Origin of the sequence: Schaalia sp. lx-260 (assembly GCF_021083645.1) — a bacterium.
Lineage (GTDB): Bacteria > Actinomycetota > Actinomycetes > Actinomycetales > Actinomycetaceae > Pauljensenia.
Genome location: NZ_JAJNRQ010000005.1, coordinates 1 through 24,056, shown reverse-complemented (window position 1 = coordinate 24,056; position 24,056 = coordinate 1). Strand labels below are relative to the sequence as shown.

Here is a 24,056-nt window from a genome sequence, read left to right as displayed (position 1 = left end):
TTGGGGCTCGACTACGATCGTAGTCGAGCCCTTCAGTATGTCAGATGAGAGCTGAGGTAGGGTGTGTGGTTGAACATTGTGCAGGCGAGTGCTGCTGCGCCACGGATGCCGGCATCAAAACCGGAAGTGCTGCGATCAATCATGAGGTTTTTGGTTACGAGCGGGTGACAGCCTCCGTATAAACATGAACGTACAGCGGCGACAAAGACATCTACTCGTGAAAGTTTTCCTGCAAGAAAGATGCCTTCAGGATTAAAGAAAGAAGCGAGGCTGCATACTGCGTTACCGAGGTGCTCACCTGCTTCACGTAGAAGGTGGGTGGCTAGTGGCTCGCTATCTTGCGCTGCTTGTATGAGTGAATCTGCTTGGGAATTTTTACCACCCATCTGGTGCCATTTTTCACCTAAAGCTTCTGCTGTGACCACTGTTTCTAAACAGCCATAGTTTCCGCAGAGGCAAAGCGTATTTCCGTATTCTTCGTGGCGCACATGGGAAATATCGCCTGCGGCCCCTGTTCCGCCACGATAGATACGTCCATCAACGACGATTCCAACTCCAAGGGCGCTTCCTGCTTTGACTGTGAAAGAGTGGTGTAGCTGAGTATGAGAGGTGTGTTCGCCCAATGCGATGATATTTGCGTCATTTTCAATGAAGGTGGGAACGCTGAAACATTCTGATAGCCATGAGGCCAGTGGGAAACCATTCCATTGGGGGATTCGTGAAGCTGAGTGTACGCAGCCGCCTGAGTGGTCGATAGGTGCCGGTAGGCCGATAACAATGCCGGCGAGTTTTTCTTGATTATGTGTTTGTGTCAGTATTTCTGTGAAAAGTTGAACGAGTCTGGGCAGTGTTGATTCGGGGCCGGATCGTAGGGGAAGTGACTCAGTTCTTTTTTCTTGAAGATTTCCGTTGGTACCTGCCAGACCATAACGTGTATGTGTTGTTCCAAGATCAGCAACAAGATAAATATGAGTGTCGTTTTTGATACGTAGTCGGCGTCCTTTGCGTCCGCCGGTTGAGGGGACTTCACCGGCTTCTTCAAGATCTCCTTTGTGGATGAGTTCTTCTACATAGAGTGAAATTGTTGAAGGCGCTAAGGAAAGTAAGCGTGCGAGATCTGCGCGAGTATGTGCTTTTCCTTCAGCAACGAATGTCATGATGGCATCGTGAATAGGTGCATACGTGCGCGAAGATTGTCTCATATGTGCTTTCTCTTTCTTTGATTTAGAGATCTTTATTCGATATTTTCGCATAAAAATGCGGCAAAATATCACATTTTAGTGACGAAACTAAGAGTTTTATCGCATATTTGCCGTATTTTGGCCCAATCAATTATGATCTACTTCATCGAAATATTTAGACAAAGATGCCTTACTTAGTTCGATTTATCGAAGGAGACATTATCGTGCTTGCTCACCCTGCTACGCGCAAAGAATCCCATACACAGTGGTTCGATCATTCGCGTGTGGGTTTATTCGTCCATTTTGGCTTGTACTCGGTTGCAGGACGTCATGAATGGGTGATGACTCGTGAAAAACAAACTATCGCAGACTATGAGCGTTATGCAGAATTTTTTGATCCAGATCTCTTTGATGCGAAAGACATTGCACGTCGCGCCAAAAAAGCTGGAATGTCGTATGCCGTTTTAACGACGAAACATCATGACGGTTTTTGTCTTTTTGATACGCAACAAACCGACTATAACTCCACAAAATGGCAGGGACGTGATTTTGTTGCCGAATGGTGTGAAGCGCTGCGTGAAGCAGGACTAAAAGTTGGACTGTACCACTCGTTGCTGGACTGGCATCACGAAGATTTTACAATCGATTTCCATCACCCACGGCGTGATGACCCTAACGCTCGTGAACTCAATAAGACAAAAGACATGAGCCGTTACCGCGCTTACTTACACGAGCAAGTCCGTGAGCTGCTGACCCAATACGGGAAAATCGACTATCTGTTTTTTGATTTCTCTTACCCATGGGAAATGAATAATTGGATGGGGAAAGGGAAAGAAGACTGGGGATCTGAAGAACTCGAAAAAATGTGCCGTAGCCTCCAACCGGAAATTATTATCAATGACCGTTTGGATATACCGAGCGATCTGGTAACCCCTGAACAATATCAACCCAGCGGGCCAATGATGATTGATAATGCTCCAGTACGTTGGGAAGCCTGCCAAACATTAAATGGATCATGGGGATACGATCGTGATAACCGGGACTTCAAATCTTTTGACATGATCGTTCAAATGCTGGTGGATACAGTATCGAAAAACGGCAATTTGTTACTCAACATTGGTCCTGATGGGCGAGGCGCAATTACAGATCATGATGCACATATCCTCGACGAACTTGCAGAATGGATGAAACTCCATCAGCATTCCATCATCGGCGCGGGTGCCTCACAATACACTGCTCCGCAACACACGATATATACCCAACGGGATGATCGTTTATATGTACATGTACTGTCATGGCCTTTTGGTCATCTTCATCTTCCAGATTTGGCAGGAAAAGTACGTTTTGCTCGTCTGCTATGCGATGGGTCAGAAATTGCTATGGAAGTTCTCGATCCAGAAAAACAAGCTCTTACAACGGAAGTCGGCGGTCAACCTGCGGGAACATTGACTTTGAACCTGCCGGTGCAACCACCGCATACACCACTACCAGTTATCGAATTATTTCTTGAAGAAAATGTCCGATAAGAATGATATTCATCGCTGAATATCAACTACACAAGAAGGAAATAAATATGTCACGACGGGTCAGAGGAATAAGTTTCGTTGCAGCAACTGCATGTGCTGCTATGTTACTCACTTCATGTGCTGGAGGGGGAAGCGGATCCTCTAATGGCAATGCCTCAGCACAAACTGACAAAGTCTCCATCACATGGGATATGTGGGGAGGTGACGAGAAATCCGAAAAATGGGTGAAAGATACTGCTGAGATTGCGCGTAAACAAAACCCTGATATCGAGATTAAAACTCAAACGGCTTCCTGGGGTGATTACTTCACAAAGCTGACAGCAAATGCATCTTCTGGAAATCTGGCCTGTGTTACCTCAATGAATGGTCAGCGTTTGAATACTTTCTACCAGACCCTGTCACCTTTAAGTGAAGATGATCTGCGTACAGCGGGCATCAATCCTGCAGATTTTACGCAGGGTGCTCTTGATATTCTGAGCTATGATGGCAAACTGTACGGAATCCCCTATGACGTAGCAGCCATGTTGGTGTACTACAACAAGGATATGTTCGCTGAAACAGGAACTCCTGAGCCACGCGCACAATGGAATTTTGACGATTTCTTGGCTGCAGCAAAGTCAACCACAACAGATGCCCATAAGGGATTTGGCGTAGGTATGGGTGAATTCCAGTGGATGGCCTTACCGATTGCTAAATCAGGTGTTCAGCCCGTAACAAAGCAAAACAAGCTGGATCTGACGAACCCTGATTTCCTTGAGGCTGCGCAGTGGTACGCCAAACTTGTCACCGAAGAAAAAGTAGCTGATCCTGTTCCTTCAGCAAGTGAACTTGGATGGGGTGAAGAACAATACCAAGCAGGAAATGTCGCTATGGCCGTTGACGGGACATGGAATGCAAAAGGATACTTCACCAATGAAGCAGGTTTTAAAGCCGGTGCGCAACGTTTACCACAAGGAAAGAACGGTTCTTACGCTTTGGTGCTTGGATCCGGTTTCGGTATTGCAGCTAACTGCCAGGGCGCTGAACGTGAAGCGGCACTGAAAGTACTGGGATCACTGCTGTCGAAGGATGCACAAGATCTCTTAGCATCTTCCGGTCGTTCATACCCAGCACGTACTGAATCACAGCCACTCTACTTTGAAGCATTGCCTGAAGAAATCCGTGGTGAAGTAAAGACTGCATTTGAAGCTGTTTTCACGGGGCTTACAGGTCAAAATTCAGCATCAACATGGCAGCAAGTGAATGAGTACTTCACTCCTAATCTTGTGTCGGTCTACACCGGTGCCATGAATATCAGTGACATGTTGGCCTCTGCGCAGAGCCAGTTCGGTAACTGATCGTTATTTTTCAAGGAAACTCAATGCAAATGTCAACTGCTCCACAACGTCGGCGAAGCAGGATGGCCAAAATTGAAAGTCGCCAAGCGCTGGGGTTTGTTACCCCAGCCTTGGTAGGCTTGTGTCTTTTTACCATTGTGCCAGTATGTCTTTCAATCGTGATGAGTTTGTATAACTGGCCCGCTTTTGGTGAACGGTCATTTATAGCTTTCAATAACTACAAGCGATTACTTATAGAAAATCCTGATTTTCTGCCTGCGGTTCGTAATTCTGTGATTTTTACGGTCTTATATGTACCTGCAAATATTATAGTTTCTCTTGCATTGGCCTTTATTGTTGGGCCACGTATTCGTGGACGCAATGCTTTCCGCGTATTGTTTTTTATTCCAGTGGTCACACCGATGGTGGCAAATGTCCTTGTATGGAAAATGCTTTTGCAACCGCAGGGTTTGTTCAATGGGATAGCGAAAACATGGTTTGGTTTTGAGCTTCCTTCTTTTCTTGCACACCCACAATGGGCGATGGTCATGATCGTTGTGATGAGTGTGTGGCAAGGGGCTGGATACAATATGCTGATCTTTTCTGCGGCGATTGAACAATTGCCTGAGCAAGTTATTGAAGCAGCCCGTATTGATGGTGCTCATGGAAAAGTCATGTTGTTCAAAGTTATTTTGCCAATGATGTCACCTGCAATATTCTTTGCCAGCGTTATGACTGTTATTAGCTCGCTTCAAGTTTTTGTGCAGCCTCAAATGCTCACAGGAGGTGGGCCTGGAAATTCAACAATGCCAATAGTGATGTTTATTTACACAACAGGCTTTAAGTTCCAACAATTGGGTATGGCTGCCGCTGCTGCCTGGATACTTTTCTTCCTTGTCATTTTGGTGACGGCATTCCAATTTAAGGCCCAAAAGAGGTGGGTACATTATGAAGTCTGAAAATAAAGATGTAATGGCTCCTCATAATGGTATTTCTCAGGTGCCATCCCGCCATAAAACAAAAGATTCTTTATCGAATGTGGGATTACTTGGTGGTGAGCCATCGAGAATTAAAGATATTCTTTCCCACATAGTTGTATGCATTGCAGCTTTCTTTTTTGCAGCACCTTTGATTTACGCTTTCTTTTCCTCACTTAAACATAAAGATGAAGTGTATTCTGTTCCGCCTTCTCTTTTTGGAAAAGAACTTCGATGGAGCAACTATGTTGATGTATTTACATATGCTCCTTTTGTAAGGTACATTCTTAATTCATTCCTCGTCGCACTTTTAGGAACAGTGATTGTAATTATTGTTTCCTCAACTGCCGGATACGCTTTCTCACGTTTGCGCTGGAGGGGGCGAGATACCGCTTTTCTATTGTTCCTCGGGACAATGATGATTCCGGTTGAGGTTCTTGTGATCCCCATGTTTATTCTGATGCAAAAATTCGGATGGGTGAACACATATCAGGCCCTTATTTTCCCCTTTGCTTTCGGAGCTTTCGGTACTTTCCTTATGCGACAATTTATGAGGGGAATTCCTTTTGAACTAGAAGAAGCAGCACGGGTGGACGGAGCTGGTCCACTGAGAACTTTTATTCAAGTAATTCTTCCTCTCACAAAATCTGCTATTGCAGTATTGGCAGTTTTTACTTTTATGGGTTTTTGGAATTCATACTTATGGCCGCTCATCGTCACCGTTGACTATGCGAATTTAGGAACTTTGCCTATTGGTCTTGCCTCTTTTTCAACACAAGAGGGTACTCGAATTGATTTGCAAATAGCGGCTTCAATTGTGTCAATGGTTCCGACAACCATTCTTGTAATCGCACTGCAAAAACACCTGATTAAAGGTATTGCCATGTCAGGTATGGGAGGTCGTTAATTGAGAAATATTTATAAGCTACGCGTATTTAATATACGTGTTCATGTAACAAAATAATTTATTTTTTAGCTGAGGAAAGTATGTGTAACATTCCGCGCATTGCCATATGCGGTATCCATATTGAATCATCCACATTTACCCCCTACATATCGAGTGCCGATGATTTCATAGTCACTCGCGGCGAAACACTGATAAACCGATACTCATGGCGTAATGATCCGTGGGCTCGGCAAGTGGAATGGATTCCGATTTTGCACGCACGCGCCTTACCCGGCGGTGTTGTACAACGGGAGGCTTACGAGTCATGGAAAGAAGAAATCATCGCAGGGCTGCGCGAAATAGGGCAGATCGAAGGGCTTTTCTTTGACATTCATGGTGCCATGAGTGTGGAAGGTATGGATGATGCCGAAGGTGATCTCATTACAGCTATTCGAGAGGTTATCGGTAGCACGGTGGTGGTTTCTGCATCAATGGACTTACATGGAAATGTGTCTGATGTCCTTTTTGATTCTTGCGATTTAATGACATGCTACAGGAAAGCTCCGCATGAGGATGCTCTTGAATCACGTGAAAGAGCTGCACATAACCTTGTGAATTGTGTTGTAGCAGGAGGGAAGAAACCCGCAAAGGCACTCGTTCATGTTCCAGTTCTTTTGCCGGGAGAAAAAACATCAACACGTATGGAGCCTGCGCGCAGCCTGTACGACATGATGTACGAGGCAGAGGCCCTTCCTGGTGTAACAGATGGAGGGATTTGGATTGGTTTTGCATGGGCTGACCAGCCGCGCTGTAAAGGCGCTGTTGTTATCTACGGTGACGACGCAACAGTAGTGAAAGAACAAGCTGAACGAATAGGACGTGCTTTCTGGGACGCGCGTGACGAGTTTTGCTTCGTTGCTCCTGTGGGAAGTATGCAGGAATGTTTAGAGTGGGCTTTGACCGCCAAGCGGCCTACTTTTATCTCAGATTCAGGAGATAACCCCGGAGCAGGGGGCGCCAATGACGTAACGGCGGCTTTATCAGCTTTATGCGCATGGGAACCTGTTCAAAACCACACTCTGCGTGTCATTCATGCCTCAATTGTGGACCCTGAAGCTGTCGCTATCTGTTGGGAAAAAGGCGTAGGGGAACAGGTTGATATCCACGTGGGCGGTCATATTGATCGGCGTGAACCAGGACCTCAAGCTATCAACGGAATTGTTGAAGCTTTAGTTGATGATCCAGATGGCGGGCATACAGCAGCAGTTCGCACAGGAGGCTTAACGGTAATTATTACGAGCCGACGAAATCAATACACGACACATCAGCAATTTGCTCGCTTAAATCTGGATGTACGGCACGTAGATGTTGTTGTTGTCAAAATGGGATACCTTGAACCGGATCTCTACAATGCGCAACGTGATTGGCGTATGGCCCTGACACCAGGAGGAGTAGACCAAGATCTTGTGCGTTTAGGACACCAAAAAATTGAGCGACCAATGGTACCTTTCGACCAAGGTTTTGAAACGCCTATTCATGCGAGGCTCGTATCGCAATGAATAACGCATATATGGGGATAGACATTGGCGGCACATCAATAAAGTGGATGATTGTTACTGCCGAAGGCAATGTACTTTCCCGAGGCCAAGAGGCCACATGCGCAGCATCGGTAACACAACAGGTCATAAATGTTGCTTTATCTGTGTTAAAGCAACATCCGCAGATCTGTTCGATTGGTGTGATCTGCCCGGGTATTATCGATGAGAAACAGGGGGAAGTTATTTATGCGGCTAACCTGAACCTCAGACACACCCGTTTAACTGAATTACTGAGTACAGCAACAGGTCTGCCCGCTTGTCTTGGTCATGATGGGCGTAGCACTGGTTTTGCAGAAGCGGTAATGGGTGCAGGGAAAAACACGAATTCTTTCGTGATGATCCCGATTGGAACAGGGATTTCTGCGGCACTGTATATCGCACAGTCAATGTGGGAAGGACACACATTTTCCGCAGGTGAAATAGGACATACCCCAGTCATACCCAATGGTGAGCAATGTAATTGCGGTCAAAAAGGATGCCTTGAAGTGTATGCATCAGCAAGGGGGATTGCTCGCCGCTACCACCAAAAAACCACACATGATATCGGCGTGCGTGAAATTCAGAATCGCTTAGGTCAAGATCCTATCGCTGATGATGTGTGGATGACAGCAGTGGACGCCTTAGCTCTTTCCTTAACGCATCTTACCCTTATTTTCGATCCGCAAACCTTCATTATTGGAGGGGGGCTTTCTCAAGCGGGCGAAGACCTTTTTACACCATTACGTACACGACTTTCTGAAATGCTTTCTTGGCGTGAATCACCGTATATTTGTGCCGCACGTATGGGCGCTATGGCGGGAATGTGGGGTGCCGTTGCTTTGGCATGCAAACTCACAGGATCAACAGCATATAAGGAGTGGGGACATGACTCTGATCGAAATATGTGTTGAAGATACCGCGGGTGTACGTATCGCACGTGATGCGGGTGCTGATCGCGTTGAACTATGCAGCCGATTAGACATTGGCGGTCTGACTCCTTCAAAAGAAATAATTATGGCTTCACTGCCTGTGGCGCCCCCAAGCGGGATACAGATTATGGTGCGCTCACGTGGAGGTGATTTCGTATATTCAAAAGACGAAATCAAAGAAATCATTGACGAAATAGGGAAGATCCGTTCTTTCACACAGGGATCTGCTGTTTCCTGTGGTTTTGTTGTAGGGGCTTTGCGTGAGGATGGGCATATAGATCATGAAGCGGTGCAGAGTTTTCGTGAAGCCGCAGGTGAGTGTCCTTTGACCTTTCATCGTGCTTTTGACTGCATTCCTTCATTAACAGAAGGACTAGAAACCCTTATTGATGCTGGATATCAGCATGTTTTAACAACAGGAGGACACCCAAGCAATGCGGATGTGAATGCTTTACGTGCTCTTGTAGAACAAGCTGATAATCGTCTGCACATCATAGCTTCTGGTGGTTTACGTGCTCACAATGTTGTTGATGTCATGCGCCAAACGGGAACGCCTCAGGTGCATATGCGTGCTCCCCATCCGTTAGGTGGCACTGATGCAACCGAGACACGTCGCATTGTGTCATGTATTCGTGCTTTTAATGCGCGTATATAAAAGCAGCATGTATAAATATGCTTATGCAGAATCTACGCGTTGGGCAAGCACAGGCAACTCTTATCCGACCGTGGGAACAACCTGCGACACGTGCTTTGCGTGTAGGGTTGTCTGGAGGGATTGGCTCAGGTAAATCAACTGTTGCACAAGTTTTGAAAGCCCAAGGCGCGCTACTTGCAGACGCTGACCGTATTGCGCGAGAAATCGTATTCCCAGGAAGTGAAGCTTTGGCTGCGATAACTGAAGCTTTTGGTGAGGGAATACTCAATGAAGATTCTTCACTGAATCGTGCAGCTCTAGCTCAGCAGGTTTTTCGATGCTCATCTGCTCGCCGCACGCTTGAAAATATTACGCATCCTTTGATTGCTGCTCGGGCAGAAGAAATTCTTTCCACTGCGCCACATGACGGTTGTGCTGTGTACGATGTGCCATTACTCGTTGAAAAACAGATGCAGCATCTTTTTGATGTGGTTCTTATTGTCGATGCGCCTGAAAACATTCGTATCGCTCGTTTAATTAAACGTTCCATGACTATGCATGAGGCAAAACAACGGATAAAAACACAAGCATCGCGACAAGAACGTCAGAGTGTTGCTCATATATGGATTGATAATAACGGGAGCAAAACAGAACTCGAACTTCTTGTTGAACAGGTAAAAAAACAATGGTTGCAACCGCAGAAGTGAAAAGGCCTCGAATAAGGCTATAAAAAGCGTGTATTCGAGGCGCTATTCTCTTTTTGAAAGTGAGTGAGTTAGCGAGCTGCCTGTGTAGCCGCCCAGTGAGCCGCACCGACAATACCAGCAGTATTAAGTAAGAGTGCTGGCACCATGGGGGTTTTCAAATCAAGTAAAGGCATGAATTTTTCGTGGTTTTGAGAAACACCGCCACCAACAACGAAAAGATCGGGTGAGAACAGCATTTCAACGTGTGAATAGTAGCGCTGTAAGCGATCCGCCCATTGTTGCCAATCCAATCCTTGCAGTGTCTTTTGGCCAGCGGATGCGCGTTTTTCAGCGTCATAACCATCAATTTCAAGGTGACCGAGTTCAGAATTGGGCACTAAAACACCATCGAGAATAATGGCTGATCCGATACCTGTTCCCTGAGTTGTCACAATGACGACCCCAGGAATACCGCGTGCTGCCCCGTAAACAGCTTCAGCTAAACCAGCGGCATCTGCGTCATTGAGAGGAAAAACAGGACGACCCAGATGACGCATCATGAGTTCATTGACGTCAATACCAACCCAAGAATCATCGAGATTCGCCATGAAACGAATGACTCCGTTGATAACGGGAGCAGGGAAAGCAATACCTACGGGAATCTCTGGCCCAACATTGAGGCCTTCAAGCAATTGGCGACATACATGCGCGATCGCGTCAGGAGTTGCTGGTCGAGGCGTTTCAATACGGATGTGATCAGTTGAGAACTCGCCCGTATCTAAATCAACAAGAGCTGCTTTTACACCAGAGCCGCCAATGTCAATGCCACACGCTAACCGTGCCATGTGTTCTCCTTGAAAAGTGTTATATCTGAGCAGCTACAAGCCTAACGGACATGGAGGCATATCCGCTTCATCAGCCCTGCATATGCTGTTATGGGACGGGCAACATCCTCGAATGTTATGTGAAAATCTGTGAGTAAAGATCGTCATAAAAACTTATGTCTACGATCGTCGTAAGTATTCACTTATCGTTGTGTAAATATTTGTTGAATACAGTATCAACGTATGGAGTGAGCAAAGAACAGCTCCGGGGACCTACGCCTCGTGAGGCAAAGTTAAAATCCGAGCACCATCTTCGGTGACAACAACAGTGTGTTCAAATTGAGCACTCCTACTGCGGTCACGAGTCACGACTGTCCAATCATCATCCCATTGTTCCCAATCAATAGATCCCAAGGTCAACATTGGTTCCACGGTAAAAACCATGCCAACTTCCATGACCTCATTATGCGCGGGAGCTGCATCGTAATGAGGAACAATAAGTCCCGAATGAAAAGCCTCCCCAACTCCATGACCCGTGTAATCGCGCACAACACCGTAGTTGAAACGCTTAGCATACGATTCAATGACACGGCCAATCACATTAATTTCTCGTCCAGGACGAATAGCTTTAATACCGCGTGCAAGAGCCTCACGAGTACGCTCAATAAGCAAATGCGATTCTTCGTCTACTTGTCCGACCTCAAACATTGCACATGTATCACCATGTACACCATCCACATATGCTGTGATATCCACATTGATAATGTCACCCTCTTCAAGAGGACGATCATCGGGAATACCATGACAAATCACCTCATTGATCGAGGTACATAATGACTTGGGAAATCCCATATATCCCAGACAAGAAGGATAAGCCCCGTTGTCAATAAGGAACTCATGACCTATACGATCAAGTTCATCAGTGGTGATGCCAGGAGTAATAGCTGATCCGACTTCTACGAGAGCTTGGGCTGCTAAAGCACCAGCAACGGCTATGCGTTCAATAGTTTCCGTATCTTTAATATCCGAGGCGGTGACTACTTCAGGGCCATCGTGGAACATATATTCAGGGCGCGCAATATGTTCTGGGACATGGCGTATAGGGGATACTTTTCCTGCGGTGAGATTACCTAGGGGAGCACGACACGGACGATCAGCAGTAGACATCATATGTCCAGAATACGTTTCTTCGTCTTGCCTGTCTTATTCACATGAAACAAAGTGAAGTGTTTGATACGTGTTCGTATTTTTATGCTTACGGCGTGCTGCCTACAAGGAGCATGGGACCTAGCTTTCCTATGGTTGAGGAAAATATTGTGGCGTACCCTGTTAGCACACAGGAAAAGCAGTGCGTGTGCCGCTGACCTACGTAATGAATGGAGAGAGAGCTATGTCCCACCACGAAATGCCATCGAATACAACGTGCAGTCGTTTCCGTATTCAGCATTTTGCTCAGGCAAAAGAAAAGGGCCAGCCCATCACCATGTTGACGGCATATGACGCATTGATCGCGCCAATTCTTGAAGACGCGGGTATTGATGTGCTTCTTGTAGGGGATTCCCTTGGGAACACGGTCCTTGGGTACGATTCGACCCTACCTGTCACCCTTGAAGATATGGAACGAGCAACGGGAGCTGTTGCGCGTTCTACTCGACATGTCATGGTGGTGGCTGATATGCCTTTTGGTACGTATGAAGCAGATGCATTCACTGCATACACACATGCTGTGCGTTTAATGAAAGCGGGCGCTCATGCTGTCAAACTGGAAGGCGGGGCTGCCCGCACGCAGGCAGTACAGACCCTCGTTCAGGGAGGCATTCCTGTTATCGGTCATTTAGGGTACACTCCGCAATCCGAAAACACGCTCGGAGGGCCTCGTATGCAGGGACGTGGAGATACTGGACGCATTTTGCGTGAAGACGCGCACGCCCTTCAAGAAGCAGGTGCTTGTGCGATTGTTTTAGAAATGGTGCCGGCTGATCTCGCACGACAGATCACAGAAGAACTACGTATTCCCACAATCGGTATTGGTGCAGGCCCGCATACTGATGGGCAGGTGCTGGTGTGGTCAGATATGGCAGGTATGGGATCGTGGGCTCCTTCTTTCGTGAAACGTTTCGGTGAAATCGGGGAGTCTTTGCGTCTAGCTGCTTCTGCGTATGTGTCGGCTGTTCGTGAAGGTTCTTTTCCTGCTCAGGGGCACTATAAAGAACAGTAGAGCGAATTCTGGGGATGAACTATTTTGGGCGTGTGCTGTCATAGTTGTGCTGTACGTGTGTGCAGAGGCGAAGTCAGTGGCGCTTGTTAGTATGAATCAGGGGTATGTGCTATTTCGTCGAATGAACCATATGCGCTGAAAAATGTTATTCGCACTATGATGGCGTGGGCGCGTCATGAAAGTGACGGTACGAAAAACAATGACCGAGGAAGCAGGAAATGGACCAGACTTCTCCTAACCTCAATCCGCTTGATAAAGATGCAGTAGATGCAGTTGTAACTCAAGGATTAGCAGATATCACTCAAAGTGCAGATTTGGTGCAACTCAAAGAGGTGCGTGCAGCACTTTTTGGGGATAATGCGGCTCTTGTTATAGCTAATCGCACTATTGGTTCTTTAGATCCCAGTGACCGAGGTCTTGCTGGACGTCTTTTAGGGGGAGCACGCAAAGTTCTGAATGAAGCTTTGAAAGCTCGTGAAGAAATTTTGCAGGCAGAACATGAAGCACGTGTCCTTGTAGAAGAAGCCGTTGATGTTACAGTTACAACAGATCGTTACCCTGTGGGAGCACGTCACCCATTAGAAACATTGATGGAAGACATAGCGGATTTCTTTACTGCTATGGGGTGGGGGATTGCTGAAGGCCCTGAAATTGAACATGAGTGGTTTAACTTTGATTCGTTAAACTTCGACATCGATCATCCTGCGCGGCAAATGCAGGATACCTTTTATGTTGATGGTGCAACGATTGGTGGTAAGCAACCTGAGGACGGGCATCTTGTGATGCGTACTCATACCTCCCCAGTCCAATCTCGTGCCATGCTTTCACGGGGGGTCCCACTGTACGTGGCCTGTCCGGGGAAAGTATTCCGTTCAGATGCTTTAGATGCAACCCATACACCTGTTTTCCATCAAATTGAAGGTTTAGCTGTCGACCGAGGCTTGACGATGGCTCACCTTAAAGGGGTGCTAGACCATTTTGCTCGTGCAATGTTTGGCCCTGAGGCGAAAACACGTTTACGGCCAAGCTTTTTCCCATTCACAGAACCCAGTGCCGAAATGGATCTGTGGTTCCCTCAGAAAAAGGGGGGTGCCGGTTGGATTGAATGGGGTGGCTGCGGCATGGTCAACCCGAATGTTCTTCAAGCAAATGGCATTGACCCGCAAGAATACACAGGTTTTGCTTTCGGTATGGGACTGGAGCGCACATTGATGTTGCGTCACGGTATCGCAGATATGCATGACATTGTTGAAGGAGATGTGCGTTTCTCCCAGCAGTTCGGACTTTACGGAAAGGGTCACTGATTATGCCTATGGTTCCCCTGAGCTGGTTAGCTGACCACGTTGATGTGCCATCAGATATACGTGCTGAGGCGCTGGCAGAAGCTCTTGTTAAAGTTGGTTTAGAAGAAGAAACCATTCACCCGGCAAAAGTCATCGGCCCTCTGGTTGTCGGGCGCGTCCTTTCTTTGGTTAAAGAAACCGCCTCTAACGGTAAAACCGTGAACTATTGTCGTGTGGATGTGGGTGTCCATAATGATCCTCCGGGGACAGGGAAAGAGCCCTGTGATTTTCCCAGCCGCGGCATTATTTGTGGCGCGCATAATTTCGTTGAAGGTGATCGCGTTGTTGTGTCTTTGCCGGGAGCTGTACTTCCAGGTGATTTCGCAATCGCTGCGCGTAAGACATACGGGCATATCTCTGATGGCATGATCTGTTCGGCCCGTGAGCTTGGCTTAGGGAATGAGCATGATGGAATCATTGTGCTTGATCGGGAGTATCCGGATCGTCAGATCCCTGCTGTCGGTGAAGATCTGATTTCTTTCCTTGGTTTGGGCGAAGAAGTCCTTGAAATTAATGTGACACCGGATCGTGGCTATTGTTTTTCGATGCGAGGTGTGGCCCGTGAGTTTTCTCATGCAACTGGTCATGCTTTCCGTGATCCTGGCTTGAGCGGGGTTTTGGTAAGCGGAGTTCCTGAGGCAACTGAAGATGGTTTCCCTGTGCTGGTTGAGGATCGAGCTCCTATTAAGGGAAATGTGGGCTGTGATCGTTTTGTCACACGCATTGTCCGCGGGATTAATCCTTCAGCTCCGACACCACGTTGGATGGTGGAACGCTTAGAAGCAGCGGGTATGCGTTCGCTGTCTTTAGCGGTGGATATCACGAATTACATCATGCTTGATTTAGGTCAGCCTATGCATGCCTACGATCTTGATGATCTTCAAGGGCCAGTGGTTGTGCGTCGTGCGCGTTCTGGTGAATCTTTGGTGACATTAGACGAGGTTGAGCGTCATTTGCATGAGGAGGATCTGTTAATTACAGATTCGCCTGAAGCAGCAGGTTCACGCATTATTGGTCTTGCAGGGGTAATGGGTGGCCGTTACTCAGAAGTAGAGGCAACAACAACAAATATTTTGCTGGAGGCTGCGCATTTTGATGCAGTTTCGGTTGCTCGTACTTCACGGCGCCATCGTGTAGTTTCGGAGGCATCCAAGCGTTTTGAGCGTGGCGTAGATCCGCTTTTGCCTGCTGTCGCTGCACAGCGTGCAGTTGATTTACTGGTGGAATATGGCGGCGGTAGTGCTGATCGTGCTGTGTCAGATTTTAATGCTCTGCCTGAACCGTTGGTGATTTCTTTCCCTTATACGGAAGCAGAGCGTCTGACAGGTGTTGCTTATACGCCTGAGCGTATTCGAGACTTGTGCGAAATGATTGGTTGCACAGTCAAAGAAACAGAGGGCGCTTTTGATGTGACTGTTCCATCATGGAGGCCTGATCTGGTAGGACCTGCTCATTTGGTTGAAGAAATTGCGCGTTTGGATGGCTATGATGCTATTCCGTCGATTTTACCGAAGGCTCCTTCCGGTCATGGCTTAACTGAGGCTCAGAAGGCTCGTCGTATGGTGGCTCATACATTAGCTGAAGCGGGTCTGGTTGAAGTTAAGTCTTATCCGTTTGTTTCTGATTCATTTGATCGTCAGCGGATTAAAGACAATGACGAGCGTCGTCGTGCTTTGCGGTTACGTAATCCGCTTGCGGATGATGCGCCGTGGTTACGTACTTCCATTATTGATACGTTACTTGAGAGTGCGGGTCGTAATATTTCGCGTGGTATGGATGGGGTGGCCGTATACGAGATAGGAATGGTTGCTCGTCCTGCCGGTTGTGTGCCTGCTCCTTTGATGGAGGCCTCTACTCGTCCTTCTGATGCGCATATCAATGCTTTATATGCGGGGACTCCGGCTCAACCATGGCATGTGGGAATAGTGTGTGCAGGAAAAACTGGTTCGCCATTAGGAGGCCAACGCGTCGTTGACTGGAATGATGCTGTTGATATGGTGCGTCGAGTAGCTTCGGTTCTGGGTGTGCGTGTTGAAGTGTGTCGTGCATGGCTGTGTGAGCCTGTGACTTTTAAGGGTGCTCCTATGCCGCAGGCTGCGACTGACCCAGAAGATGTGGCTCCGTGGCATCCCGGCCGTGTGGCACGTGTTTTTGTGCGCCGTGGACGTGACTTGGTTGATGTGGCCTATGCTGGCGAGCTGCATCCTGGTGTCTGTGAGGCTTTTGGTTTGCCTAAGCGCTCTATTGCTGTAGAGCTGGATATGGATGCTTTAATTGCTTCACGTGCGGATGGGCCTATTCAGGTCAAGCCTGTGTCGACGTATCCGGTGGCGAAAGAGGATTTTGCTTTCGTGTTGCCGGTGGATGTTCCGGCTTCTCGGGTGGAACAGGCGGTACGTCAGGGTGCAGGCGCTTTAGCTGAGGATGTGACTCTTTTTGATATTTATGAGGGTGAATCGGTAGGAAGCGGTTATCGTTCCCTTGCTTTTGCTGTGCGTTTGCGTGGGGATCATACGCTTTCTGCTCAGGAAATTTCTTCTGTTCGTGAGGCGATTGTGCAGCGTGTGACGAAACAGTTGGGTGGGCGTTTGCGCAGTTAAGGGGCATATGCTGACTGGCCGATGGTGTAAAGAAGATCTTAAATTTTACTTTTAGGGTGTTCTTAATACACCATCGGCCTTTCTTTCTGTCACACTTGTTTTATGCGTATCCTTGTGACTGCTTCTTCAAAACATGGTGCAACTGCTGAAATAGCCGATGCTATTGCTGGTCATCTTGCTGAACATGGCTATGATGTGTTGCGTAAAAACCCGCAGGATGTTACCTCACTTGATGGTGTGGATGCGGTGGTCTGTGGTTCTGCTGTATACATGATGACGTGGATGGAGCAGGCTCATGATTTTATGGATCGTTTTGCTTCAGAGCTTGAGGGTATTCCTGTGTGGGCTTTTTCTGTGGGAATGAACGGCGTTCCTGCGCATGTTCCTCAAGATCCTTCTCGTATTGGGCCTGTGCTGACAAAAGTAAAGGCGATTGAGCATAGGGTCTTTCCTGGGCGGTATATTCCTTCTTTACTGAATTTGCGTGAGCGTACGATCGTTCGTTTAGCCGGTGCAGTGGAAGGTGATTTCCGTGACTGGGATGTGATTGAGGAATGGTCACGGACTATTGCTGAGACTTTGAGTGATGTCTCTCAGTAGAAAACTACGAAAACCCTAAAATAAATTCGCATAGACATACGTGTAAATGTATATTTATGCGTATGTCGATGTTTTGTCTCGCTGCATATGCGCACAAAGAATACTTTCAGCGTAAAACTATGCTGCTTCGTATCACAAGAGGGACGACACGATGACTGAATCCACAGCGCCTCGTACAAAAGCGGCGCGTCAAGAAGCTATACGCAGCATTTTGGCTTCCTATAAGGTGACCTCTCAAGAAGACTTGCGTTCGCAGCTTGCAGCTAATGGCATTGAAGTGACACAAACAACTTTGTCACGAGATCTCATTGATATGCATGCTGCAAAGGTTCGCTCTGCTGATGGCGCATTGGTGTACACCGTTCCTGATGCCGACGGATTACCAACACATGAGGGCGAGGCAGGTCGTGAACGCCTTGCCCGTTGGTGCCAGTCCCTTCTTACCAGTTTGATACGAGTAAATAATCAACTTGTTTTGCGTACTCCTGTAGGGGCAGCGCAACTTTTAGGGTCTGCTATAGATTCGGTGCGTATGAGTGAAGTTGCGGGTACTTTAGCCGGTGATGACACTGTGCTTGTGATATGTCGCTGTGATGAAGCCGCGGTAAAAATTGAAGCAATTTTGCTTGAAATGACTCAATCCTCGTCTCTGACAGAGAAATGAAAGGAAAAAACCTATGACACAGGCAAAGGACCGTGTAGTTCTTGCATACTCAGGTGGTTTAGATACCTCAGTAGCAATTGGGTGGATTGAAGAACGTACCGGTATGGAAGTTGTTGCCGTGGCTGTGGATGTTGGTCAAGGTGGTGAAGACCTTGAGGTGATTCGCCAGCGTGCTTTGGATTGCGGTGCGGTTGAAGCATATGTTGCAGATGCGAAAGATGAGTTTGCAGCGGATTTCTGTATGCCAGCTTTGCAAGCAAATGGCTTGTATGAAGGTGTGTATCCTTTAGTTTCAGCTCTGTCGCGTCCTTTGATTTCGAAGCACCTTGTTCAAGCGGCACGTCAATTTGGCGCGAATACTGTGGCACATGGGTGCACGGGTAAGGGAAATGATCAGGTACGTTTTGAGGTTTCTATTACCTCATATGCTCCTGATCTTAAATGTTTAGCACCGGTGCGTGATCTTGCTCTGACTCGTGATGTGGCGATTGACTACGCAAATTCACATAATCTCCCAATTGAAACTACTCGTCACAATCCGTTCTCTATTGACCAGAATGTGTGGGGGCGTGCAATTGAAACAGGTTTTCTTGAAGATATTTGGAATGCGCCCACGAAAGATGTCTACACGTATACCGATGATCCGACATACGCTCCTGTTCCTGATGAAGTAGTGATTAGTTTCCGTGAGGGTATTCCTGTTGCTATTGATGGGCGTGCTGTGAGCCCATTGGAAGCTATCCAGGAGCTCAATCGACGTGCGGGTGCTCAGGGAATTGGGCGTATTGACCTCGTTGAAGATCGTTTAGTTGGTATTAAATCACGTGAAATTTATGAGGCTCCTGGTGCGATGGCTTTGATTGCTGCGCACCAAGAGTTAGAGCATGTCACTATTGAGCGTGAACTTGCTCGCTATAAGCGTCGTGTCGATCAGCGTTGGAGTGAATTGGTATACGACGGTTTGTGGTTCTCGCCGTTGAAGCGTTCTTTGGATGTCTTTATCCGCGATACGCAGCAATATGTTACCGGTGATATTCGTATGGTCCTGCACGCAGGTCGCGCTACGGTTAATGGACGTCGTTCAGAGTCCTCACTCTATGACTTCAACCTCGCGACTTATGAGACAGGTGATACCTTCGATCAGTCGTATTCGAAAGGTTTCATTGAAATCTTTGGTATGACTTCACGCCTTGCAACAGCACGAGATGTGCGTTTTGGTAGGGGCCCTGAGTTGGGTGAGGGACTGCTCTCAGAGAAATGAAATCAGATTGTGACCGGGAATTGGGATTTTTTTCGTGATTCTCGGTCACTACTGCAATAGGCTTACAAAAGTGTGAAGGCACGGCAGCCCCACTGAGGGCTTGTGCGCTCTTGCGGGCATAAATCAGTATTTCCCTGAGGGAAGGGTATCCGCAGATATGTTTCAACGCTTGTCTGCCTCTTTGCGTCGCATACGACAGACCTGTGCGTTATATGTTGAACCAGTGTGCTTAGCACTTGTTGACATACGCGACACCATGGTGGAACGCCATACTGAACGTGCAGAAAAACTGTTGCCAGTATGCGCTGTGTGGGCTTTTTTCTTGACTTTTGGTGGTCAGGGAATACGTAACCTTGTTGGGTGGTTCGCTTTTGCCGCAATTGCTGCGCTTTCTCTTCTAATTCTTGCGGCTCTTTTTGTGACGGCTGGTCGCCAACTGTCTTTACGGCGCTTACCTATGCTTCCGTGCGCATTTGTTGCGCTCTGTTGCCTTTCTGTTGTGTGGTCGCACTTTCCGTTAGAAACAGTGGCAGCGTCAATGCTGTCGGTTGCAACGACGGTGACGGGTATTTTTTTGGCGGTTGCTTTCCCTTTACGTGAGCTACTGTCGTATCTGATTTCTGCGTTGAAATGGATTTTAGGGACTAGCCTAGCTCTTGAACTCTTTGTTGAAGTTTTTGTTGGTCACAGAATTGCGCCAGTATATATGTGGTCATGGGAACATATTCCTGAAATGTATTACTGGGTAAACTCCTTACTTTTTGAGGGCGGCCCCATACAAGGAATAGTGGGGAACCGTAATCCCTTAGCCTTCATTGCTTTGCTTTGCCTCATAGGTGTGGTACTAACGTGGCTTGATACCCGTACCCATACTCTAGGCACGGTGGTGTGGAGCAGTATTTGTTTATTGGTTCTCGCGCTGACACGTTCTGCGACGGTGTTGCTGGCTTTGCTCGCATGTCTGGCGGTCGGAGTGGGTGCCTTAATCCTGCGTCGAGTAGATGTGAAGTATCGTTTCCGCGCACTCGTATTTTTACTTGTGTGCGCGATGCTTATTGCTATAGGTTCATTATTTTTTCACGATCACATCAGTGAATTTGTGGCGCGTAGCCCTGATATGAGTGGACGCGGCGTGATTTGGGAGCGTCTCTTACGTCTGTGGGCTTTACATCCTTTTGTTGGTTGGGGATGGGTTATGTATTGGCCACCATGGATTCCGATGTTCAAAAATCTGGTTGTACGTGCCGATGGAACCCCGACAATGTCGGCTCATAATTCTTATATTGAAGCACTTTTTCAAACGGGTATTTTAGGAGCGGTTATTGTGATCGCGGCCGTCGTAATTGTTGCTTTCCGTATTTTTTACTGCGCTTATGTGAACTTAGATAAGTCGTTATATTTCCTTCTTCCCGCCGTGCTTATGGTGGCATTGATTGTTCAGTCTTTTACAGAATCGCGTTTGCTTTCAGAGGGAAACTGGGTTCTTTTCGTTGCTTTTGCGACATGGCTTGTGGTGCGAGTGCGTTCTGATAATGCTGATGTGAGTGTGAGGAAAAAATCGGTGGATTTTTCTGTGCCGATGCCTGCCTAGATATTGCTTTTCATTTATTTCTTCTGTTTGTTGTCTCTTTCTTATCAGTGACTCATACGTACCTACTCTTGAGTGGGTGTTCGCATAATTTGTGGGTCGTATTTTCACGCACGAGAAAATCTCTATCGAAGAATGGACAGAAGTTGGTAAATTCCTCAGAAAACGGCATGATCGTCTGGTGGAATCGACACATAACAATGCTTCAATGAGCCTATGGGGTGGCCGTTTCAGTGGTGCGCCTGCCGATGCTTTAGCAGCCCTTTCTGTTTCTACTCATTTTGATTGGCGTTTAGCGCAGTGTGATATCCGAGGCTCACATGCTCATGCAGATGCTTTATTTGCTGCAGGTTTGCTCGATAATGATGAAATTCGGCGTATGCATGAGGCTTTAGATTCTTTAGCGGAAGATGTTGCTTCAGGAGCTTTCCTTCCAACTCAAGAAGACGAGGATGTGCATACAGCTCTTGAACGCGGCTTACTTGAACGTGCAGGCTCCCATCTTGGAGGTAAATTACGAGCAGGTCGTTCTCGCAACGATCAGATTGCTACGTTGATACGTATGTATTTGCGTGAACAGGCTCGTTTTATTGCAGGTCTTATTCTGAATGTGGTCGATGAGCTGCATATGCAAGCAATATCGGTAGGTTCGGCAATCATGCCGGGGCGTACGCATATGCAACATGCTCAACCGGTTCTTGTGGCACATCATTTGGCTGCGCACGCATGGCCTCTTGTACGTGACGTGGAACGTTTAGTTGATTGGGATAAACGAGCAGCAATTTCCCCTTACGGCTCCGGCGCTTTAGCGGGGAACACTCTCGGAATGGATCCGCGTGCTGTGGCTCATCAGTTAGGTTTTGCTGATTCTGTGGCAAATTCTATTGATGGTACGGCTTCTCGGGACGTTGTTGCAGAGTTCGCGTTCATTATGGCAATGGTGGGGGTTGACATATCGCGTCTTTGCGAAGAAATTATTATTTGGAACACGAAAGAGTTCAATTATGTGACATTGGATGATTCTTTCTCTACAGGATCATCGATTATGCCTCAAAAGAAGAATCCTGATGTTGCTGAACTTGGACGCGGGAAAGCAGGGCGTTTAATTGGTGATTTAACGGCTTTGCTGACAGTTCTTAAAGGAATACCTTTAGCATATGATCGTGATTTGCAGGAGGATAAAGAACCTGTTTTCGATCAAATTGATACATTGACTATTATTTTGCCGGCCATTTCAGGAATGATTGCTACGATGCGGCTGAATACAGATCGTATGGCAGAGCTCGCACCGCAAGGTTTTTCTTTGGCAACGGATATAGCAGAGTGGCTAGTACGTAAGGGCGTTCCATTTCGTCAGGCGCATGAGATCTCCGGTATGTGTGTAAGGATTGCTGAAAATCGTGGGGTCGAGCTTGCTGATCTCACTGATGAAGAATTAGCGTGCGCCTCACCTGAATTAACAGCTGATGTGCGTGAAGTTCTCACTATCGAAGGCTCAGTTTCGGCTCGAGTTGGACGTGGCGGTACAGCGCCTCAGCGTGTTGCACAGCAGTGTGAGCAATTACGTGCGCAGGCGGATGCTTTACGTGAGTGGACGCGCGCGTAATATGGGGTGCTACGCAGTGTGTGCCCTGTAGAGGAGCATTTCACTTGTGCGGAACGCGGCGAATGTTATTTCATCTGTGCTTTACACTTAAAGTGACTGTATACAGTAGAAAATGAATTGTGAGGGTATTACTGTGACCGACATCCTGGACGAACTTCAGTGGCGTGGGCTTATTGCTCAGCACACTGATTTGGACGCTTTACGTGAACACCTGTCGCAGGGGCCGGTAACGTTTTATTGTGGTTTTGATCCAACCGCTCCTTCATTGCATCATGGGCATCTTGTGCAAGTGATTGTTATGCGACATCTGCAGCTTGCGGGGCATCGTCCTTTGGCTTTGGTAGGCGGAGCAACCGGACAGATTGGTGATCCACGGCAGTCTGGTGAGCGTCAATTAAATCCAACGGAAGTTGTGGCTGGTTGGGCGCAGCGTTTGAAGGATCAAATTTCCCGATTCTTAGATTTTGAGGGTCCTGCTGCTGCGGTGATGGTGAATAACCTTGACTGGACCGAGCAGATGTCTGCTATTGATTTGCTTCGAGGCGTAGGAAAACATTTCCGTATCGGTACGATGCTGGCTAAAGATATTGTGGCGCGTCGTTTGTCCTCTGATGAAGGTATTTCGTACACGGAGTTTTCTTATCAGGTTTTACAGGCAAATGATTTCTTGGAGTTATTCCGTCGTCATGGATGCACTTTAGAGACGGGCGGGAATGACCAGTGGGGCAACATGATTGGTGGGGTTGACCTGATACGTAAGGTTGAAGGTACTTCCACGCATGTGATGACCACACCAATTATTACGAAATCTGATGGTACGAAGTTTGGAAAGTCAGAGGGTGGGGCAATCTGGTTGGATCCGGACATGATGAGTCCGTACGCTTTCTACCAGTTCTGGCTTCAAGTGGCTGATGATGATGTCATTCGTTTCCTGAAGATTTTCACTTTCGCAACACGTGAGCGTATTGAAGAACTTGCAGTTGAGGTGGCTGAACGCCCTCATATGCGTGTGGCGCAAAAAGAATTGGCTGCTCTGGTTACTCAGATGGTGCATGGGAAAGAACAACTTGATCGTGTGCTTGCTGCAACTGAAGCTTTGTGGGGTGGTGGTGATTTACGGGCTCTTGATGAATCCACATTGCGTTCGGCTACGGTAGATCTGCCTCGTGCTGAGTTAAAGCTGGGTGAGGGGAATGTTATCGATGCTCTTGTGGCGGCAGGACTGGAAAAGGGGCGTTCTGCTGCTCGGCGTACGGTGGCTTCTGGTGGCGCTTATCTAAATAATGTCAAGGTGACAGATGCTGAGGCACCTATTACTCATGATGATGTGTTAGCTGGTTCTATTGTTTTAGTGCGTAAAGGTCGTCGAAATCTTTGCGTTGTTGAACTCGTGTGATCTTCTGACCTCATAACTTATGTGAAGGCAAGTAATTCTTGTGAATTACTTGCCTTTGCTTTGTATCAAAATATTATTTTCGCTTTGCTTCGTGTTTGTGTGTTTGGTGTCATAGTGTTTTGGTTTGACGTGTGTGTGGTGGGGTGGGTATTGTTTTTGTTTGTCGCCTGATGGGGTTTGCCGGTTGTGGTGGGTTTTGTTGGGTGGTGTGCCTGGCCTTGGTGCTGCGGGGTTTTTCTTGTGG

The 24,056-nt window shown here is 47.4% G+C and carries 20 protein-coding genes; 17 read left to right on the top strand and 3 right to left on the bottom strand.

What is annotated here, in order from left to right; translation table 11 throughout:
* Positions 1 to 32: 32 nt before the first annotated feature.
* Positions 33 to 1,202 (bottom strand): ROK family transcriptional regulator, encoded by a 1,170-nt coding sequence (locus LRP57_RS07010; protein WP_231205828.1) that lies wholly within the window; start codon positions 1,200 to 1,202, stop codon positions 33 to 35.
* A gap of 203 nt (positions 1,203 to 1,405) precedes the next feature.
* Here LRP57_RS07010 and LRP57_RS07005 point away from each other — a divergent pair, with 203 nt between their 5' ends.
* From LRP57_RS07005 to coaE, 8 genes are all read left to right on the top strand, one after another.
* On the top strand, positions 1,406 to 2,707 hold the full coding sequence (locus LRP57_RS07005; protein WP_231205827.1) for an alpha-L-fucosidase: 1,302 nt from the start codon (positions 1,406 to 1,408) through the stop codon (positions 2,705 to 2,707).
* A gap of 47 nt (positions 2,708 to 2,754) precedes the next feature.
* Positions 2,755 to 4,044, top strand: a complete 1,290-nt coding sequence (locus tag LRP57_RS07000) for an ABC transporter substrate-binding protein (protein WP_231205826.1) — start codon at positions 2,755 to 2,757, stop codon at positions 4,042 to 4,044.
* 29 nt (positions 4,045 to 4,073) lie between these two features.
* Positions 4,074 to 4,982 carry a carbohydrate ABC transporter permease gene (locus tag LRP57_RS06995; RefSeq protein WP_231205825.1) on the top strand — a complete coding sequence of 303 codons (909 nt, stop codon included), beginning with the start codon at positions 4,074 to 4,076 and terminating at the stop codon, positions 4,980 to 4,982.
* Positions 4,972 to 5,907 carry a carbohydrate ABC transporter permease gene (locus LRP57_RS06990; protein ID WP_231205824.1) on the top strand — a complete coding sequence of 312 codons (936 nt, stop codon included), beginning with the start codon at positions 4,972 to 4,974 and terminating at the stop codon, positions 5,905 to 5,907. Before LRP57_RS06995 ends, LRP57_RS06990 begins: the two co-directional genes overlap by 11 nt.
* An 80-nt stretch (positions 5,908 to 5,987) precedes the next feature.
* Complete coding sequence (locus LRP57_RS06985) at positions 5,988 to 7,445, top strand: M81 family metallopeptidase (protein WP_231205823.1); 1,458 nt, start codon at positions 5,988 to 5,990, stop codon at positions 7,443 to 7,445.
* The gene (locus tag LRP57_RS06980; RefSeq protein WP_231205822.1) at positions 7,442 to 8,374 is read left to right on the top strand and encodes an ROK family protein; all 933 of its coding nucleotides are present in this window, start codon (positions 7,442 to 7,444) and stop codon (positions 8,372 to 8,374) included. Before LRP57_RS06985 ends, LRP57_RS06980 begins: the two co-directional genes overlap by 4 nt.
* A complete protein-coding gene (locus LRP57_RS06975; RefSeq protein WP_231205821.1) occupies positions 8,349 to 9,047 on the top strand; it encodes a copper homeostasis protein CutC in 699 nt (232 codons plus the stop codon). Before LRP57_RS06980 ends, LRP57_RS06975 begins: the two co-directional genes overlap by 26 nt.
* Before the next feature lie 23 nt (positions 9,048 to 9,070).
* Positions 9,071 to 9,733 (top strand): dephospho-CoA kinase, encoded by a 663-nt coding sequence (gene coaE, locus LRP57_RS06970; protein ID WP_231205820.1) that lies wholly within the window; start codon positions 9,071 to 9,073, stop codon positions 9,731 to 9,733.
* A gap of 68 nt (positions 9,734 to 9,801) precedes the next feature.
* Here coaE and ppgK read toward each other — a convergent pair whose 3' ends face one another.
* Together ppgK and map are read right to left on the bottom strand one after the other, a co-directional pair.
* Positions 9,802 to 10,557: a polyphosphate--glucose phosphotransferase gene (ppgK, locus tag LRP57_RS06965; RefSeq protein ID WP_231205819.1), complete on the bottom strand. Its 756-nt coding sequence runs from the start codon at positions 10,555 to 10,557 to the stop codon at positions 9,802 to 9,804.
* 252 nt (positions 10,558 to 10,809) lie between these two features.
* Entirely contained in the window at positions 10,810 to 11,703 is an 894-nt protein-coding gene (map, locus tag LRP57_RS06960) for a type I methionyl aminopeptidase (RefSeq protein ID WP_442984716.1), read from the bottom strand.
* 223 nt (positions 11,704 to 11,926) lie between these two features.
* Here map and panB point away from each other — a divergent pair, with 223 nt between their 5' ends.
* From panB to tyrS, 9 genes are all read left to right on the top strand, one after another.
* A complete protein-coding gene (panB, locus tag LRP57_RS06955; RefSeq protein ID WP_231205817.1) occupies positions 11,927 to 12,754 on the top strand; it encodes a 3-methyl-2-oxobutanoate hydroxymethyltransferase in 828 nt (275 codons plus the stop codon).
* A 218-nt stretch (positions 12,755 to 12,972) separates the two neighbouring features.
* Positions 12,973 to 14,058 carry a phenylalanine--tRNA ligase subunit alpha gene (pheS, locus tag LRP57_RS06950; protein WP_231205816.1) on the top strand — a complete coding sequence of 362 codons (1,086 nt, stop codon included), beginning with the start codon at positions 12,973 to 12,975 and terminating at the stop codon, positions 14,056 to 14,058.
* Between the two features lie 2 nt (positions 14,059 to 14,060).
* Positions 14,061 to 16,697, top strand: coding sequence for a phenylalanine--tRNA ligase subunit beta (gene pheT, locus LRP57_RS06945; RefSeq protein WP_231205815.1), 2,637 nt, complete (start codon positions 14,061 to 14,063; stop codon positions 16,695 to 16,697).
* Between the two features lie 102 nt (positions 16,698 to 16,799).
* Complete coding sequence (locus LRP57_RS06940; RefSeq protein ID WP_231205814.1) at positions 16,800 to 17,297, top strand: flavodoxin domain-containing protein; 498 nt, start codon at positions 16,800 to 16,802, stop codon at positions 17,295 to 17,297.
* 151 nt (positions 17,298 to 17,448) lie between these two features.
* Positions 17,449 to 17,961, top strand: a complete 513-nt coding sequence (gene argR, locus LRP57_RS06935; protein WP_231205813.1) for an arginine repressor — start codon at positions 17,449 to 17,451, stop codon at positions 17,959 to 17,961.
* Between the two features lie 13 nt (positions 17,962 to 17,974).
* Positions 17,975 to 19,222 carry an argininosuccinate synthase gene (locus LRP57_RS06930; protein WP_231205812.1) on the top strand — a complete coding sequence of 416 codons (1,248 nt, stop codon included), beginning with the start codon at positions 17,975 to 17,977 and terminating at the stop codon, positions 19,220 to 19,222.
* A 157-nt stretch (positions 19,223 to 19,379) separates the two neighbouring features.
* On the top strand, positions 19,380 to 20,813 hold the full coding sequence (locus LRP57_RS06925; protein WP_231205811.1) for an O-antigen ligase family protein: 1,434 nt from the start codon (positions 19,380 to 19,382) through the stop codon (positions 20,811 to 20,813).
* Positions 20,814 to 21,018: 205 nt separating this feature from the next.
* A complete protein-coding gene (gene argH, locus LRP57_RS06920; RefSeq protein ID WP_231205885.1) occupies positions 21,019 to 22,416 on the top strand; it encodes an argininosuccinate lyase in 1,398 nt (465 codons plus the stop codon).
* A 133-nt stretch (positions 22,417 to 22,549) separates the two neighbouring features.
* Positions 22,550 to 23,812, top strand: coding sequence for a tyrosine--tRNA ligase (gene tyrS / locus LRP57_RS06915; protein ID WP_231205810.1), 1,263 nt, complete (start codon positions 22,550 to 22,552; stop codon positions 23,810 to 23,812).
* Positions 23,813 to 24,056: the final 244 nt, after the last annotated feature.

Coding starts and splice junctions, on each gene's coding strand:
- LRP57_RS07010 (WP_231205828.1), bottom strand. CDS start 1,202: ATGAGACAATCTTCGCGCACGTATGCACCTATTCACGATGCCATCATG.
- argH (WP_231205885.1), top strand. CDS start 21,019: ATGAGCCTATGGGGTGGCCGTTTCAGTGGTGCGCCTGCCGATGCTTTA.
- LRP57_RS06980 (WP_231205822.1), top strand. CDS start 7,442: ATGAATAACGCATATATGGGGATAGACATTGGCGGCACATCAATAAAG.
- panB (WP_231205817.1), top strand. CDS start 11,927: ATGTCCCACCACGAAATGCCATCGAATACAACGTGCAGTCGTTTCCGT.
- LRP57_RS06985 (WP_231205823.1), top strand. CDS start 5,988: ATGTGTAACATTCCGCGCATTGCCATATGCGGTATCCATATTGAATCA.
- LRP57_RS06975 (WP_231205821.1), top strand. CDS start 8,349: ATGACTCTGATCGAAATATGTGTTGAAGATACCGCGGGTGTACGTATC.
- LRP57_RS06925 (WP_231205811.1), top strand. CDS start 19,380: ATGTTTCAACGCTTGTCTGCCTCTTTGCGTCGCATACGACAGACCTGT.
- pheS (WP_231205816.1), top strand. CDS start 12,973: ATGGACCAGACTTCTCCTAACCTCAATCCGCTTGATAAAGATGCAGTA.
- map (WP_442984716.1), bottom strand. CDS start 11,703: ATGTCTACTGCTGATCGTCCGTGTCGTGCTCCCCTAGGTAATCTCACC.
- pheT (WP_231205815.1), top strand. CDS start 14,061: ATGCCTATGGTTCCCCTGAGCTGGTTAGCTGACCACGTTGATGTGCCA.
- argR (WP_231205813.1), top strand. CDS start 17,449: ATGACTGAATCCACAGCGCCTCGTACAAAAGCGGCGCGTCAAGAAGCT.
- LRP57_RS06940 (WP_231205814.1), top strand. CDS start 16,800: ATGCGTATCCTTGTGACTGCTTCTTCAAAACATGGTGCAACTGCTGAA.
- coaE (WP_231205820.1), top strand. CDS start 9,071: ATGCAGAATCTACGCGTTGGGCAAGCACAGGCAACTCTTATCCGACCG.
- LRP57_RS06990 (WP_231205824.1), top strand. CDS start 4,972: ATGAAGTCTGAAAATAAAGATGTAATGGCTCCTCATAATGGTATTTCT.
- LRP57_RS06995 (WP_231205825.1), top strand. CDS start 4,074: ATGTCAACTGCTCCACAACGTCGGCGAAGCAGGATGGCCAAAATTGAA.
- LRP57_RS07000 (WP_231205826.1), top strand. CDS start 2,755: ATGTCACGACGGGTCAGAGGAATAAGTTTCGTTGCAGCAACTGCATGT.
- ppgK (WP_231205819.1), bottom strand. CDS start 10,557: ATGGCACGGTTAGCGTGTGGCATTGACATTGGCGGCTCTGGTGTAAAA.
- LRP57_RS06930 (WP_231205812.1), top strand. CDS start 17,975: ATGACACAGGCAAAGGACCGTGTAGTTCTTGCATACTCAGGTGGTTTA.